The sequence below is a fragment of the Allotabrizicola aquatica (SeqCode) genome (assembly GCF_965194375.1).
Taxonomy (GTDB): Bacteria; Pseudomonadota; Alphaproteobacteria; order Rhodobacterales; family Rhodobacteraceae; genus Tabrizicola_A; species Tabrizicola_A aquatica.
Map to the genome: position 1 here is coordinate 1 of NZ_CBDAEL010000006.1, position 15,788 is coordinate 15,788.

Annotated in this window: 12 protein-coding genes and 2 pseudogenes; 1 reads left to right on the forward strand and 13 read right to left on the reverse strand. The window is 60.0% G+C overall.

Annotated features, from left to right (window positions below; translation table 11 throughout):
* The 12 genes and pseudogenes from AC72UB_RS09270 to AC72UB_RS09325 form a co-directional block, all read right to left on the reverse strand.
* On the reverse strand, positions 1-113 hold a 113-nt coding region (locus AC72UB_RS09270), incomplete at its 3' end, for a transposase (RefSeq protein ID WP_505189638.1).
* Between the two features lie 82 nt (positions 114-195).
* Positions 196-585, reverse strand: a pseudogene (locus AC72UB_RS09275) (IS21 family transposase); the annotation flags it as partial.
* Positions 586-1,461: 876 nt separating this feature from the next.
* On the reverse strand, positions 1,462-3,261 hold the full coding sequence (locus tag AC72UB_RS09280) for an NAD(P)-binding domain-containing protein (RefSeq protein WP_505189516.1): 1,800 nt from the start codon (positions 3,259-3,261) through the stop codon (positions 1,462-1,464).
* A 150-nt stretch (positions 3,262-3,411) separates the two neighbouring features.
* Positions 3,412-5,184: a sigma-54-dependent Fis family transcriptional regulator gene (locus AC72UB_RS09285; RefSeq protein ID WP_505189517.1), complete on the reverse strand. Its 1,773-nt coding sequence runs from the start codon at positions 5,182-5,184 to the stop codon at positions 3,412-3,414.
* A gap of 502 nt (positions 5,185-5,686) precedes the next feature.
* Positions 5,687-6,601: a LysR substrate-binding domain-containing protein gene (locus AC72UB_RS09290; RefSeq protein ID WP_505189518.1), complete on the reverse strand. Its 915-nt coding sequence runs from the start codon at positions 6,599-6,601 to the stop codon at positions 5,687-5,689.
* A 65-nt stretch (positions 6,602-6,666) separates the two neighbouring features.
* Positions 6,667-7,101, reverse strand: a pseudogene (locus AC72UB_RS09295) (aldehyde dehydrogenase family protein); the annotation flags it as partial.
* A gap of 220 nt (positions 7,102-7,321) precedes the next feature.
* Positions 7,322-9,412 (reverse strand): oxidoreductase, encoded by a 2,091-nt coding sequence (locus AC72UB_RS09300; protein ID WP_505189519.1) that lies wholly within the window; start codon positions 9,410-9,412, stop codon positions 7,322-7,324.
* A 10-nt stretch (positions 9,413-9,422) separates the two neighbouring features.
* Positions 9,423-10,187 (reverse strand): carbon-nitrogen hydrolase family protein, encoded by a 765-nt coding sequence (locus AC72UB_RS09305; protein WP_505189520.1) that lies wholly within the window; start codon positions 10,185-10,187, stop codon positions 9,423-9,425.
* A gap of 48 nt (positions 10,188-10,235) precedes the next feature.
* Positions 10,236-11,264 carry an extracellular solute-binding protein gene (locus tag AC72UB_RS09310; protein ID WP_505189521.1) on the reverse strand — a complete coding sequence of 343 codons (1,029 nt, stop codon included), beginning with the start codon at positions 11,262-11,264 and terminating at the stop codon, positions 10,236-10,238.
* 18 nt (positions 11,265-11,282) lie between these two features.
* Positions 11,283-12,086, reverse strand: coding sequence for an ABC transporter permease (locus tag AC72UB_RS09315; protein ID WP_505189522.1), 804 nt, complete (start codon positions 12,084-12,086; stop codon positions 11,283-11,285).
* Complete coding sequence (locus AC72UB_RS09320) at positions 12,083-13,018, reverse strand: ABC transporter permease (RefSeq protein WP_505189523.1); 936 nt, start codon at positions 13,016-13,018, stop codon at positions 12,083-12,085. The genes AC72UB_RS09315 and AC72UB_RS09320 overlap by 4 nt, the downstream gene beginning before the upstream one ends.
* Entirely contained in the window at positions 13,018-14,076 is a 1,059-nt protein-coding gene (locus AC72UB_RS09325; RefSeq protein WP_505189524.1) for an ABC transporter ATP-binding protein, read from the reverse strand. The genes AC72UB_RS09320 and AC72UB_RS09325 overlap by 1 nt, the downstream gene beginning before the upstream one ends.
* A 76-nt stretch (positions 14,077-14,152) precedes the next feature.
* Here AC72UB_RS09325 and AC72UB_RS09330 point away from each other — a divergent pair, with 76 nt between their 5' ends.
* Complete coding sequence (locus tag AC72UB_RS09330) at positions 14,153-14,959, forward strand: helix-turn-helix transcriptional regulator (RefSeq protein ID WP_505189525.1); 807 nt, start codon at positions 14,153-14,155, stop codon at positions 14,957-14,959.
* A 234-nt stretch (positions 14,960-15,193) separates the two neighbouring features.
* On the opposite strand, the gene AC72UB_RS09335 is transcribed toward AC72UB_RS09330, so the two are convergent.
* Positions 15,194-15,562, reverse strand: coding sequence for a hypothetical protein (locus AC72UB_RS09335; protein ID WP_505189526.1), 369 nt, complete (start codon positions 15,560-15,562; stop codon positions 15,194-15,196).
* Positions 15,563-15,788: the final 226 nt, after the last annotated feature.

The following is a 15,788-nucleotide window of genomic DNA, read 5'->3' on the forward strand; positions in this document are numbered from 1 at the left end:
GTCGGATGCACACCATATTCGGCTGCCAGCTCCGACACTGTGCGCTCGCCTTTCAGCGCCTCTAACGCAACACGCGCCTTGAACGCCGCGTCATGGTTCCTGCGTTTCTTCATGTTCTGATCTCCTCGTTCTTGGAGACCAGCAGACGTCAGATCGTAGCTTCCGTCACTGTCCGGTTTTCGGGGAGTAGCTCACATCTCCAGGGTCAAAATGTAAAGGAACAAAGGTCCCGCGCCCCGTCGTCTGCTGTTCACGCTGCCGATCTGCCCGCCACGATCGCGCAAAAGCCGCCACCCGTCCGTAAGAACCGGTGAAGCCAAGCGCTATAAGATCGACATGCAATTGCTTCACAGTTCGCCGCTCCTTGCGCGACTTGCCAGCCTCAGTCTTCAGCCAGCTCGCCAACTTCTCGGCAAAGGGATCAAGCTTGCTTTGCCGCTCCGGCGTCGCGAATTTGGGCTCGATAGTGTTCGCAGCCAGATGCTTGGTCACGGTATTGCGCGACACTCCAGTCAGCCGCGCGATCTCGCGGATCGACAGCTTCTGCCGCAAATGCATCCGTCGGGTGATGTTCAATAGTCCCATGTGGATCACTCCGTTGCCCCCGCCGCTCACCGCTTTGGGGAAAGGTTCACATGGCTCAGTTCTCAGTGAAAATTATCCGCCTAAACGGCGCAGTTCTGGATGAAAATCAACACCCACCTACGTGAGACCAGAGATCGCACTCCACCGGAGTCCTTTTGCGCGATGATCGATACGGCGATTATGAGGTGCCGGTGCCTCGGTTGAGCCGATCCACGTGTAAGGCGACCAAGGTGCGTCAAGCGTGAAACAGGCGGGTACCCCCCATGTGGGGTCACGCGGATGTTGGCCTCGCTTTTGGGGTGGGTGAGCAAGCGCCACATGACCAGTCGCTCTGGCGTTTTTTCTACGCAACCTGCCCGCCGCGAACCAGCTGTCCGCTCAAATCGCTTGCTCAGCAACAGGACGCACTTGGGGACAGATATGGGGATAGCCACCATTCCCCATAAAAATATCGCTTATTTATCAACGATTTGCATGAGTTAAGTGGCGGAGGGAGTGGCTCTAGATCCGAACTCTCTCCTCGAAGCTGTGCACAACGCAGCGCAAGAGAGAGGGTTTGCGAGCATTTATGCCTAGATCTGGAGAAAACGTGACGAGTAGGCAAATCCCTCTTGTGCCGATGGCGTGTGAAACAGACCTCGAAGAAACCCTGGAAAGCCGGACGATCGGTGGTGAATTCAGTGCTCAGCCCGGCCCGACTAATGCCGCAGCGCGCCAGGCTGAGGTGAAGCAGCCCTTCTTGATCGGACCCTACTCGTCCATCGTGCCAAGAAAATTCTACTCCTGCACCCCCTCAACCAAGCAAGGGGCTTGCCGAAAGTTGCTGCCCCTAAGGTAGGGGCACGGCGCGATATGCGCGGCGTGCCCCGGTCATCATCAACCCAAATGATAGGTTTCCGGCACGCCATAGACGGGCGTATCGATTCCTTCCATACGGGCCTTAAGTTGCAGCGACAGGAACTGGCTGTAATGCCGCGACTGGTGCAGGTTGCCGCCATGGAACCAGAGCGCTTCTTGCTGCGTTGGCTTCCACATGTTGCGCTGTTCGCCCACCCATGGGCCGGGGTCCTTAGGCGTATCCGATCCCAGCCCCCAGCACTTGCCCACCTTGTCGGCCACATCCTTGCCGATCAGATCGGCAGCCCAGCCGTTCATGGACCCGTATCCCGTGGCATAGACGATGATATCGGCCTGCAACTTCGTGCCATCCTCCAGCACGACGCCGTCGGGGACGATTTCCTTAACGTTGCCATGAGCAAGCTTGATCTTGCCGTCGATGATCAACTGGCTTGCGCCGACATCGATGTAATAGCCCGATCCGCGACGCAGATACTTCATGAACAGACCCGATCCGTCCGCGCCCCAATCAAGCCAGAAGCCTGCCTTTTCAAGCCCGGCGTAGAAGTCGGCGTCCACTTCGCGCATCTTGTCATAAAGCGGGATCTGGAATTCGTGGAGGATCTTGTAGGGCAGGCTGGCGAAGATCAGGTCCGCCTTTTCGGTCGTCATGCCCGACCGTACAGCCTGTTCGGAATAGAGAGCGCCCAGTCCGATTTCCATCAGCGTGTCGGACCGCACGATGTGGGTCGAGGAGCGCTGCACCATCGTCACGTCAACATCGCCCTCCCAAAGCGCGGCGCAGATATCGTGGGCCGAGTTGTTGGAGCCAATGACCACGGCCTTCTTACACTTGTAGGCATCCGGTCCCGGATGGCGCGAGGAATGGTGCTGGTCGCCCTTGAACGTCTCCATCCCCGGATATTTGGGCAGGTTAGCCTTGCCCGACATGCCGGTTGCCAACACCAGCTGCTTCGGGCGCAGCACCACTTCCTGACCGTCGCGGTGGACCACGACCGTCCATTCCTTGGTCCTTTCGTCATACTTGGCGGACTGGCAGGTGGTCTTGGACCAGTAGTTCAGCTCCATCACCTTGGTATACATCTCGAGCCAGTCGCCGATCTTGTCCTTAGGGGCGAAGACGGGCCAGTTCTCGGGGAACTTGATATAGGGCAGGTGGTCGTACCAGACCGGGTCATGCAGGCAGAGCGACTTGTATCGGTTGCGCCAGCTGTCGCCGGGGCGTTCGTTCTTTTCGATGATGATCGCTGGTACGCCCAACTGGCGCAGCCGCGCGCCAAGCGCGATGCCGCCCTGACCGCCGCCGATGATCACGACATAGGGCTGCTTGGTATAGCCCAGTTCGCGCGCCTCGGCCTCGCGCTCTTCCTTCCATGTGGGGCGGTGCTTGCCCGCGCCGTGCTTGGCCCCAAGCGTACGGGAAAAGCCCTTGTGTTCCTCATGCCCCTTCAATTCGGCCATCGTGGTCAGCAGCGTCCAGATCTTGCCGTCCTTGAGCCGGACGAGACCATAGCCGCGCGCCGCCGCCGTTTCGAATTCGATCCAAGCCGTGGTCACACCGCTATCGGCGCTGGCAGTCTCACCCTCGGCGATGGTCCAGCCGGTGGGCTTGGTCGTTGACAGTTGCGCGCGCAACAGGGCGGCAATCTGTTCCTTGCCCTCACTGGTGTGGATGTTCCACGTAAAGGTCACGAGATCGCGCCAGTAGCAGTCCTCCTGGAAACATGCCGTCGCGGCGGCGATGTCTCCCCGTTCCAACGCCGCCCCGAACGTATCCAGAAGCGTCTGAACCTCTGCATCTGCGGTGGTATCGAGCATTTGTGTTCCTCCCTTTGTTATGCTTCCCGACAAAGGGTGTGCGCCACGCCGCACTTGTCATCGACATTTTAGGATAGAAGCGTCGCGCAATAAAATTTCTCGCCGCCGCCGTTGCACGCGCAACGGATGCTGCAACACGGGGCAACTGGATCAGGCCAGGAGTCCCTCGCGCCGGGCACGGCGCAGGATGGTGGAACGGTTGACACCCAGCCTGCGTGCGGCAAGCGCCATGTTTCCCTGACAGGCGGCCAGCACATCGGCCAGTGATGCGGCCGCCTGCACGGGCGCAAGCGGTGCGGGCGGCAGGTCAGGCAGATCGATAACTGCCCCATCGGCCAGCGTGATCGCAACCTCCAGCGTGTTGGCCAGTTCGCGCAGATTGCCCGGCCAATCCCGCGCCTTCAGTTCGGCCCGCGCCGCAGGCGAAATGCGCAGACTTGTGGGGCGCAGATGGCCCAGTTGGCGCAACATGCGATCGATCAGCCAGTCGAAATCCTGCCGCAAGCGCAAGGGCGGCAAACCGAGCGCCACGGGGGCCAGCAGGAAAAACAGATCGGCACGGAAGGTTTTCTCCTGCACCTTGGCCGCCAGATCATCGACGGTGGCGGTCATCACCCGTGGCCGCTGCCGCGCCGGCAGATAGTCGAACCCCGCGACCAGCTGCAAGAGCCGCCCCTGATCGCCGGGCGACAGGTCACCCGGCCGGTCAATGAACAGCGTTCCACCGACCGCCGCGGTCGCCACCCCATCAAGGTCTGACAAAGCCGCGGCGCAGGAAAGCGTGACGAAGGGCCTGTTCCCCGGCTGGCTCGTGTGGATCGCACGGGCAAGCCGTTCCTTCCCCGTTCCCGTCTCGCCCGTCAGCAGAAGCGATATTCCGGTGGGAGCAAGACGCGCCGCATCTGCCCGAAGCCGCCGGATCGCCGGGTCCGCGCCGCCAAGATTCTGTAGCGGCCCGCCCTCGCCCGTCCGTCCAGAAGCGTTTTGGCGTTCCGACTGGGGCGCGATGGCATGACCGAACATCCCCTGCCCGTCGCGCAACTGGATCAGGCGGTCCTCGGTCGGGCGACCACGCATCAGGTCGGGCAGGCTGTCGATCGACAGGTCGAAGAAATGGTCGATCTTGTGCCCGATTGCTGCGCCGTCCATCTTCCCGCCCAATTGCCGCGAAAGCACCCTTTCGGCCCCATGCGTCATGCCGATGATCCGGCCGGACCCATCCAGCGCAAGCGCTGCCTCAGGGTCTACGTCAAGGAATTCGGGATTGGTCGAAAAGCGCAGCACCCAGTCGCCACGGTTAATCGCCATCAGGTTCGCCATTTCCACGCGTCTTGCGCTGGCTTTCACAAGGTTCAGCGCAAGGCTCTGGCTGATCTTCGGTTGCGGTGAACGCAGAAGCGAGATGTCAAGAACAGCCGCAAGATTGCCGTCCGTATCAAAGATGGGCGCGGCTGTGCAGGACAGCGGGGTGTGGGTCAGGTCGAAATGGTCCGACTGGTGGATCGTGATCGCCTCGCGCGTGATGATGCAGGACCCGACGCCGCAGGTTCCGGCCAACTCCTCAGACCAATCAGACCCGAGGTAGAGGCCCGCCGTACGCAATTCATCTTCGAACTTGGGATCGCCGAAGTAATCGACCGTGACGCCCTTCGCATCCGCCAGCAGGAGCACGTATTTCTGTCCGGCGATCTGGCGGAAGAGCATTTCTAGCCCGCTGCGAGCGATGGAAATCAGCCGCTCCGACTGTTCGCGGTGTTCGCGCAGCCGCGCCTCGGTCACGATATGGGCAGGACTGGGCTTGGCGGGGTCCATCCCGTATTGCTCGACGCAGCGCCGCCAGGATTGTTCGACAAGCGCGTCCCGACCCATGCCGCGCCCGGACAGGACCTGGTCTATTTCACGCAGGTGAGACAGGTTCGACATGTTCCTCACGTTTACCAGCAGGAGCTTATGCAGTAACAGACGGACGGAAAATGCCCCTTTGGTAGTATGGGCACTTCCTTATCATAGTCGAAGCTAGCGCGATGTTTGCCGTTCACCAGTATGCGAGAGTTGAGTACAGTGTCGCCTGGATATGGTTGGGGGCGCATCCTTACGGAAAAAGTCGGACCACAGCTTCCGTCACTGTCCGATTTTCGGGGAGTAGCTCAGGCAGCGCTTCCAATAAACTCAAACGACAGTCCAGGCCTTGATCTCGCGCATGGCCACCGTCGACGGGTCAGGAAAGCCGCCGCCGTTGCAATGTGGCTGCTGATAGAATCGGTTCTTGGCAGTCAGCGGGCCGGTCTTAATCGGTTCGAACGGCATATCGTAGAGCGGATCGCGGAAGGGCAGGCCTCTCGGGCAAGGGCAGAAGTCAGATAACTACACGAGCATGGCCCAGTCACTGACATTGCTGCATCTTTATCGATTGAAATCAAATAGCCTAGGTTGTTCTTCGCTTGACGGTAATGCCCGCTATTGCGGCGTTGTCCAGAAGCGCTGTACATACATCAGAAAAGGCGCGAATGGTCGGTGGCTGGAATCCCCAGGTGGGGCAAAGCAGGCCCATCCGCATTGGCTTGAGATTGTCCTCCAGCGGCACGAACCGCAGCGGCTTACCATCGGGCGCTGTACTGAAATCAGGGCGGGTATTCGCAATGGAAAACCCGAAACCATTGCCGACAAGAGAGTGGACCACGGCCATATCCTGTGTACGCTCAACCACATTCGGGCGAAACCCGGCCTGTTCGAACAGCGACAGAAAATACGCTGAGCTTAGCGGCAGATCAAGAAGCACCAGCGGGCTGTCCGCCAGTTCGTTGATGGTAATACTGTCGCGCAGGGCCAGTGGGTGATTTTCCGGCAAGATCGCAAACGGTGGCAAGACCGCTAGTTCGACAAATTCCATATCGGTAGGGATCGCCAGATCATAGGTCAGTGCCACGTCAAGCGAGGCATCCCGCAGCCCGTCGATCAATCCAGCCTGATGCAGCTGAAACTGACGGAACCGGACATCGGGGTAGGTTTCAGTATAGGCTCGACGCAGCCGGGGCAGGACGATCTGGGCAAAAGTCAGAAGGCACCCAACATTTAGCTCGCCCTGCACCGTACTACGCAGCAAATTGGCGAGCTCAGACACCGCCTTGGCACTTTCAAGCGCCCGGCACGCCGCCTGTGTCAACTGCTGGCCGGCCTGCGTGGTAGCCATGCCAGAAGCGTGTTTGCGCACAAACAAGGCCAAACCAAGTTCTGCCTCCAACTGAGTGATGGAGCTCGAGACCGAAGATGGCGAAACCGACAAATGGTCTGCTGCCGCAACGATCGACCCAAGGCGGCTAACAGCGACAAGATACTGCAACTGCCGCAAAGTGAACCGTGATTGCATAAATCCCCCGCAAGACGAACCTGCTGGGCAGAGGCCCGTCAGATCTTGATCCAACTAGTTTTCAGGGTAGTGTACTTGCCGAAGGAGTAAAGCGACAGGTCGCGCCCGAAACCCGATTGCTTTGTTCCAACAAATGGCGTCATGGCCGACAGCGCGTCAACATTGTTGACGGATACTGAGCTCGCGTTCAGGACGTCCTACACCCGCCAAGTCGGCGACAGGTCACACGTCCAGACCGATGCGGCAAGGCCTTAGGTGCTGTCATTGACCATCGCGACAGCCTCGGCCTGCCTCTCAAAGGTCTGGATAGTCAATACTGGGCCAACGATTTCTTCGCGCACTACACGGGCATCCTGCGGGACATCAGCAAAGATAGTTGGTTGGACGCAGGCGTCCGAGCCCGACGGCGTAAATCGCTCGCCACCACAGACCAACCGCGCCTGTTGTTTGCCGCTGTCAACAAACCGCATGACAGTATCGACATGACATCTGCAGGTTTGGCTCTCTTTCCAGCCATTTCTAGTCCTCCTGAAACGGGATCATATTATCCCTGTTGGTGGGCGACTTCAGTGGGGGCACTCCACCCCAACCACAAAGCGCCTACACGAGCCATTCTCCACGGTAGTTTTTTCGATGTCTGGCGCCTAACGCAAAGTCGAAGGTCATGGCCCGCTTCTTCGAGAGAGGTAGCAATTAGGGCAAAAGCGACGGGCCGTGTTGCAGATCGGCGATTTCACGGCGGAAGGTCAGGGCATCGCCATGATCAGGAGCGTCAAGCTCTTCGGCATAGCGCCGACCTGCGTAAGTTGCCCATGCGATGGGGCCCGGGGCGGCAGCGTCGCCAATAAGCTTGAGCGAGGCGATCCCAGAGCCCTGCCAATCCTGCCCTTTAAGTTGGTGAAAAAGACTGTCGTTCGGGGTGCGCGAGGTCACCATGAGAACGGAATCACAGGTGATCTGGGTGCTGCGCCCGCTCCACGTGCAGGTAAGATCAACCGCGCCCGAGTGAACAGTCTGCGGCGCGTGGGAAAGGTGGATGTGCACCCCAATCTCGGCCAGGTGGCGCTGGATGGTGGCTTGCTCCAGCGTATTGTCGGTCCACTCCGCAACTTTCACGGCAGGGGTGACGAAATGGACGCTACAGCCGCGCGCGATCAAAAGCTCGGCCAAGACGCTGCCCATGTAGAAGTGGTCGTCATCATAAAGCAGGACCGTGCCGCCCTTCGGGCCTGCCCCTGACATCAGGTCGTCTGGGGTAAAGATGGGCATCGCTGGATCGGTCGGGATCGGGTGCAGATGCAGCCGCGCCACTGCATCACGACGCCAGTGGCAGCCCGTTGCAATCGCGACATGCTCAACCCCAAAGCTCAAGATATCCTCGGCGCTAAGAGGACTGTCGAGATAGGTCTGCACATTCGGCATCGGCGCGATTTGTCCGGCGCGGTAATCGGCCACGCGGCCCCATGCAGAAAGCCCCGGCAGGGCCCGTTCTCGCGCAACGCGGCCGCCAAATGTGGTGGTGGCCTCGGCCAGCGTCACCTGATAGCCGCGCTTGCCAAGGACATGCGCCGCCTCCAACCCCGCTGGGCCCGCGCCCACGATCAGGACGCTTTCCGACTTGCCCTTGGGGTGCATCCGTTCCGGGTGCCAGCCTTTGCGCCATTCTTCCATAAAGGCGGTGTTCTGGGTGCAGCGGCTGATGCCTTGGGTCATGTCGCCCGACACGCAGATATTGCAGCCAATACATTCGCGGATGTCGTCGAACCGTCCCTCTTCGATCTTTTTTGGCAGGAACGGATCGGCAATCGACGGCCGGGCTGCCCCGATGAAATCAAGGACGCCCGACCGGATCTGCCGAACCATTGCATCCGCGCTCGTAAAGCGCCCGACACCCACGACGGGTTTGGAGGTCAGCGCCTTGATGCCTTTGACCAGATCTTCCTGCGCGCCCTCAGGCTTGAACCGCGACGTGCCCGAACAGGCCTCCCATGTTCCTTGCGCCAGATCCCAGATATCGGGCAGCTCGCCATGCATCTCGATGAAATCGCGCAGTTCGGCATTGGAAAAGCCCATCTCGCCCGCCTCATGCAGCGAAAGCCGTAGAGAGATGGCCAACTCACCCTTCGTTTCCTCGCGGGCTTCCTCAACAATCTCGCGCAGAAACCGGGCGCGGTTTTCAAGGCTGCCGCCGTATTCGTCGGTCCGGTGGTTGGTGTTGCGCGACAAGAAATGTTGCAAAATGCCAAAGCCATGTGCGCCATAAAGACAGATCAAATCAAAACCTGCGCTCTGGCTGCGGCGAAAGGCATTGCGGAACCAGCGCCGCAGGTCTCGGATATCCTCGCGGTCCATGGTGCGGGCCTGTACGGGGTCCGAGGTGAAGGTCAGGATCGGACCGCCTGAGACCGCAAGGGGAACTTCGCGCGAGTAAAGGTTCGGTCCGTTGATGCCGGAATAGGCCAACTGAATGCCAGCAAGCGCCCCATGCGATTTCATCGCCTCGGCCATCTGCGCCAGCGCCGGTATGTCGCGGTCATCCCACAGGTGCTGTTCAATGAAAGGTGTGATTTCCGAGGTCGGGTGAATCTCCGTCTGTTCGGTAAAGATCACACCCCAGCCGCCTTCGGCCTTGGTCCGGCGCATCTCCACAACAGCCGAAGGGTCACGATAGCCACCGCCATTGCAGTGCGGCACCTGATAGAATCGGTTCTTGGCCAGCTTTGGCCCGATGCGAACGGGTTCAAACAGAACATCATAGCGGCTGTCGCGGGTGTCGTTCGGCATGGCGGCCTTCTTAAATCGGTCTGTGGTCTTGAAGCTGGGTCTGCATCAGCGCGGGGTCTGGGCTGTGAGCGATGTCGGTCACCAGCAAGGTTGGGCTGGGCCCTGCGGCGGCCAGAATCGTCGCATCAGGCGCGGCGATCACGGACGTTCCGCAATAGGTGATGTCGCCCTCTGTTCCGCAATAATTGGCATAGGCGATGGTCATGGAATGGTTGATCGCATGGGTCGGCACCACCAGACGGCTGACATGGGTGTTCGGCTCGGGGTTGGCGGTGGGCACCAGCAAAAGGCGTGTGCCCGCTTCGGCCAGCTTGCGCACCAAGGGCGCGAATTCCACGTCATAGCAGATCAGCATCGATGTCGGCACGCCGTGCAAATCAAAGGTCGAAACCGCATCACCCGGCGCATAGATCGCCTTTTCGCGCGGCCCAAAAAGCTGGACCTTGCGGTAATGGCTGATCTCTTGGCCCTGCTCATCAAAGGCCACCGCGGAATTGTAGATCGTCGCACCATCGCGTTCGGCATAGCCAATGACTATGCCGCAGCCATGCGCCCGCGCCAATGCAGCCAGCCGCTGATGCCACGGGCCGCCACGGGCTTGCGCCTTGGCCGGGATGTCGGGCTGGTTATAGCCGGGAAAATAGACCTCTGGCGCCACAAGCGTCACCGCCCCCATAGCCGCCGCAGCGGTCAGTGCGGCCTCAAGGGTGGCAAAGGCTCGATCGTCCGACCCTTCGGGCGAGGGGCCCTGCCAAAGCGCGATGTTCAGGGACATGGGGCCTCCAATCGGGGGATAGGGCCGGGTTGCCCCGGCCCTGTCAGGTTACTTTTTCAGATTGGTCCAGATCGCGTCATAGAAGGTTTGGGTTTCCTGATCGCAGACCTGAATGAAGCTGCCCTTCGGCGCATCTGCCGGTGGGTTGTTCTCGGGGCTGGACTTGATCGCCTCGTCCAAGAACGGCTCCACCCCCGTCACGCCTGCGGTATAGGCGGCATAGTTGGTCACCGCGGCCGCATTTGCCGGGTCCAGAAGGAAGTTCATGAACTTCAGCGCATTGTCACGGTTGGGCGCATCCTTCAGCAGGACCACGTTGTCCATCCAGACGACGAAGCCTTCCTTCGGATAAGCGTACTCGACATTCGCCCCTTCCGCGCGAGCCTTGGCCGAAAAGCCGTTGTAGATCATCCCGGCTGCCGCATCGCCCGACACCAGCACATCCTTGGCCGTGTCAGACCCGAACGAGGCCCAATGCTGCTTGGCGTTGATGAGCATGTCGTTCAGCGCTTTGAGCTGCTCTTTGTCGGTCGAGCATTGCGGGATGCCAAGATAGATCGACCCCAGCGCCAGTACCTCGCCCTGGCTGTCCAGCACGTTGATCTTGCCTTGCAGTTCGGCAGGCGGATCAAAGATCATGGCCAGCGTGTTGATGTCGCCGGTATAGACATCGCGGTTCACCGAAAACGCGGTCGAGCCCCACTGATAAGGGATCGACGATTTGCGGCCGGGATCGAAGGGCACGTCCACCCATTCCGGGGCGATATTGCCAAAGTTCGGCAGGTCTGCGGGCGCAAAGCTATCCAGCAGCCCCTCCTTGGCCATGATCTCAACCATATAGTCGCCCGGGACGGCCACGTCATATTGGCCCAGCTTGCCCGCCTTCAGCGCGGCCAGCATGGATTCGTTGCTGTCATAGGTGTCAATGGTCACCGCGATGCCGGTTTCGGCGGTGAACTTGTCTACCAACTCTTGCGGGATGTATTCAAACCAGTGGTAGACCGAGAGCGAGCCCTCGGCATTGGCCCCGCCCGCCAAAAGGGCAAAGGCGGTGGCGGTGGAAAGAAGCTTCTTCATGGTAAACTCCCATTAGGTTCAGGATCGGGTTCTTTGACCGATGCGGTTGACGAAGTAGGACAGCGTGACGAACACAATCGAAACCGCCAGCATCATGGTCGAGATTGCCATGATGTTGGGTTTGATGCCTTGTTTTACCGACCCAAAGATCGCGGTGGGCAGGGTCTCCATCCCCGCGCCTTTGACGAAATTGGTGATGATGAAATCATCCAGCGAGATGATGAAGGCCAGAAGAAAGCCCGACACCACCCCCGGCAGCATCAGCGGCAACAAGACCAGCCGAAACGCTTGCCACTGGGTGGCGTAAAGATCACGGGCCGCCTGTTCAAAGCTGTCCTCAATCCCCTGCAAGCGGGCGGCGATGGGCAGATAGGCAAAGGGGATGCAAAAGACGATATGGGCGATGAGGATGGTCACATAGCCCGTGACCAGCCCGATGGCCGAGAAAAAGATTAGTGTCGCAACCGCTGTAACAATCTCGGGCACCATAAGCGGCAGGTTGATTAGCGCGAAGGTCGCCGACTTCCCCCGGAACCGCCCACCCCGGATCATGGCAAGGCTGGCGGCCACCGCGATCGTCGTGGCGGCGGATGCCGCAAGCACCGCGATGGTGATTGAATTCCACGCTGCTGCCTTGAAGCGGGGCGCCTCGGGGCCGGTGAAGACATCGGCATACCAGCGCCACGAAAACCCGCCCCATGTGGTGATCGAGGTGGAATCGTTAAAGCTGTAGACCATCACCACAATCAGCGGGACGTAAAGAATAGCCAGACAGGCCACCGCCATGGCCAGAAACCCCGGATAATGGCGCACGCCTTTCATCGCGCCTCCGCCTTCGTCTGCGCACGGGCGTAGATCATGAGGACGATCAGCACGAGCGTCATCAAGATCATGGCGGCGGCGGCCCCGAAGGGCCAGTTGCCTTGCGACCCGCGAAACTGTTCGTCGATCAGCGATCCGATCATAAACGTCTTGGCCCCGCCCAAAAGATCGGGTGCCAAAAAGGCCCCAAGCGACGGCACAAAGACAAGGATGCACCCCGCGATGATCCCGGGTTTGACAACGGGCAACACAATCTCGCGCAGGGTGACCCAGCGGCTGGCGTAAAGATCGGCAGCCGCCTCGGAGAGGGCGAAGTTATAGCGCTCGACCGCGGCATAGATCGGCAGCACCATGAAGGGCAAATAGCTGTAGAACAGGCCCAGTTGGACCGCCAGATTGGTGTTCACCAAAGGCAGCGGGTCCAAAATCAGACCCATCGCCATCAGGCTTTCGTTCAAGGGACCATTGTCGCGGATCAGGAATTTTAGGCTGACGGTGCGGATCAACAGGTTCACCCAATAGGGCACCGTGATGAGAAACAACCAAATCGCGCGGGATTTCGGGGGCCTTGTGGCAATGAACCACGCGGTCGGAAAGCCCACTGCCAAACAGATCAGCGTCGCCACCGCCGCCTGCCAGATCGACCGCCAGAAGATGGTGATATAGGTCCATTCAATGACAGGCGGTTCGTCGCCAAACAGGCCCCGGTTGAGGAAGAACTGGTCATAAGCGGCCAAGGTGAAATCCCAGACCACGCCGCCACGGAATTCCTTTGTCAAAAAGGAATAGACCGCCATCAGCAGCACGGGCAGCACCAGGAAAATCCCGATCATCACCCATGTCGGCACAAGAAGGGGGCCGATCAGACGGCGATAGCCAAGGCCCGCCTTGCCGCCACCGCCCGCGCCGGGCTCTGGGGCCATCCCCGCCATCAGTCTGCCAATAGGCGCGCTGCGCCTTCCTCGATCTGCAAGGCAACGCGGTCGCCGGGGGCGGGCAGCGCAATCCGGGCCGAATTCTGGATGCGGATGTGAAACGCTTCGCCGGTGCTCAGGTGCGTCAGGATCTGCAGGTCGGTGCCCAGGTAGACAATGCGATCCACCACCGCATCCAGTTCCCCCTTTGCCGCAAGCGAAATGCGCTCGGGTCGGATCGACAAGTGATGCTTACCCGGCATGACGCCCTGAGCGACAGGGCAGGTGATCTTTTGCCCACCCGGCAGGGTGACCTTGGCCGCCGCGCCGCTGACGGCGTCAACGGTGACCTCCAGAAGGTTCGTCTCGCCGATGAAATCAGCGACAAACCGGTTGACCGGTACCTCATAAATGTCGCGCGCGGTGCCCACTTGCTGCACCCGGCCAAGAGACATGACTGCGATGCGGTCCGACATCGTCAGGGCCTCTTCCTGATCGTGGGTCACAAAGACAAAGGTGATGCCGGTCTGTTCCTGCAGCGTTTTCAACTCTACCCGCATCGCTTGGCGCAGCTTCAGGTCCAGCGCAGACAGCGGTTCATCCAGCAACAGCACCTTGGGTTCTGGGGCCAGCGCACGGGCCAGCGCGACGCGCTGCTGCTGGCCGCCGGACAGTTGCGCCGGCATGCGGTCGGCAAAGGCGGAGAGATGCACCATCTCCAGCATCTTGCCCGCCCGCGCCGTGCGGTCAGCCAGACCCATCCCCTTCATCTTCAGCCCGAAGGCCACGTTCTCGAGCACCGTCATATGCGGAAACAGCGCATATTGCTGAAACACGGTGTTGACCGGGCGATGGTTGGGATCAAGCCGGGCAATGTCGCGCCCGAACAGGCGAATCTCGCCCTCGTTCAAATCCTCAAACCCCGCAATACATCGCAAAAGCGTGGTCTTGCCGCAGCCTGACGGGCCAAGCAGGGTGAAAAACTCGTTATCGGCAATCTCAAGCGAGATGGAATGCAGCGCCGTGGTCGTGCCATAGCGCTTTACCGCAGATCTGATCTCGATCGCCGTTGACATCCTGCGCATACCCCCCAGAATCCTGTCTGACGTTAGTTTTCCGCACCAAGGGGGTATATACCCCCAAAGAGGTATGATGCGCCCGCTGCCCAATGCCGCAGAAACCCGGCTGGCCGAAGTGATCCGTCGCCTTGGCGGGGTGGAGTTTGAAGGCGTGCTGCATGACTGGCTGCGACGCTGTCTGGCACCAGACAACCTGATCGTGCTGGCCTACCGCGATTCAGGGCCGCCGCAGGTGCTTTACCTTCAGTCCGACAGCCCGCAGGTCTTTTCCCAGTTGGAAAACACCTATCTGGCCGGGGCTTATCTTCTGGACCCCTATCACGCGCTGCACAGCGCGCGTGTTACTGCGGGCGTTTACCGTCTGCGCGATGTGGCGCCGGATGCGTTTCAACGCTCGCAGTATTTCACCGAGTATTACCAGCAGACCACGCTTCTGGATGAGTTGACCTTCATCGCCTATCCAAAGCCTGATGTTTCGCTGAACATCTGCCTTGGTCGCGATGCAACCTCGGCGCGGGCGTTCTCTGCAGCCGAAGTCGTCTTGGCACAGCGTCTGGCCCCGATCCTGACCGCTTTGGTCGAACAGCACTGGGCTGGGCTTGCTCCGGGCGGCGGGGCCGATAACATCACGGCCGAAGTGATGGCCGCGTTGCAGCAGCGTCATGGGATTCGTCTTAGCCCACGGCAGGCTGAGGTGGCGCTCATGATCCTGCGCGGACATTCGACACCGGCCATCGGCCTGCGGCTGGGCCTTTCTCCACAGACCGTAAAGGTCTTCCGCCGCCAGCTTTACGACAAATGCACCATTAGCTCGCAGGCCGAGTTGTTTGCGCTGATGATGCCATTGCTGCGGGTGTCTGCAGAGCAAGAAGCAAGCTGAACAGGCGCTGGATAACCCCTCGTGAGTGCACCTCGCGCGCGATTTAGCTGGCTGGATCTGTCGTGCGTGTGATGACGACCACATTCACTGGATTATAAATATCACGCGCGAATTTTGCTGCGGTCAGATCGGAATCACGCCTGACGCGGCAAGTTTTCTAGGCGCGATAACGTTGGAGATTCTGAAGCCGATGCCATCGCTTCCCTGCGCGAGTTTGAGGCCTTCTGGTCGCACCTATTCTCGGCTGAACAGGCCAGGAGTATTCAGCTTCTGGTGCAGCGTATTACCGTCACCACCGCCGGAATCGAGGTCGAACTTCGCCGCGAAGGCACTGAGGGTGCCACTCTTGAGAAGGTCGGACTGGATCTGATGGAGGCCGTAGAGCGACCAAGCAAGACGATACGATCCGCGTGATGATCCCTCTGCATGTGCGCAAGAAAATCGGCCGACCGAAGATCCTGCCGCCCCAGCGAGGATCAGATCCAAGATCCGCACGTTCTTCGCCGAGTCGGAACAGCATGACCGTGGCGGCGACGCATGGATGCCGGTGAGTTCGCCACCATTCAGGAACTGGCCAAAGCTGTTGGACTGGCGGAGCGACATGTTAGCCGGCAGCTGAAGTTGGCTTATCTGGCCCCAAAGGTGCTGAAGCGGCTGAACTGCGAGCGGGAGGCTCCAACGGTCAGCCTACGCGATTTATGTTTTCTGGCGGGAGGGGCTTGGGCAGAGCAGATGGAGATGGGCCTTGGAGGACGGCTGGAAGCAGCGGAAAGGGGAAGGGTTGGTCAACCGCGGACGTGACCCGAACGATTTGGTAGTCTTAATCAAA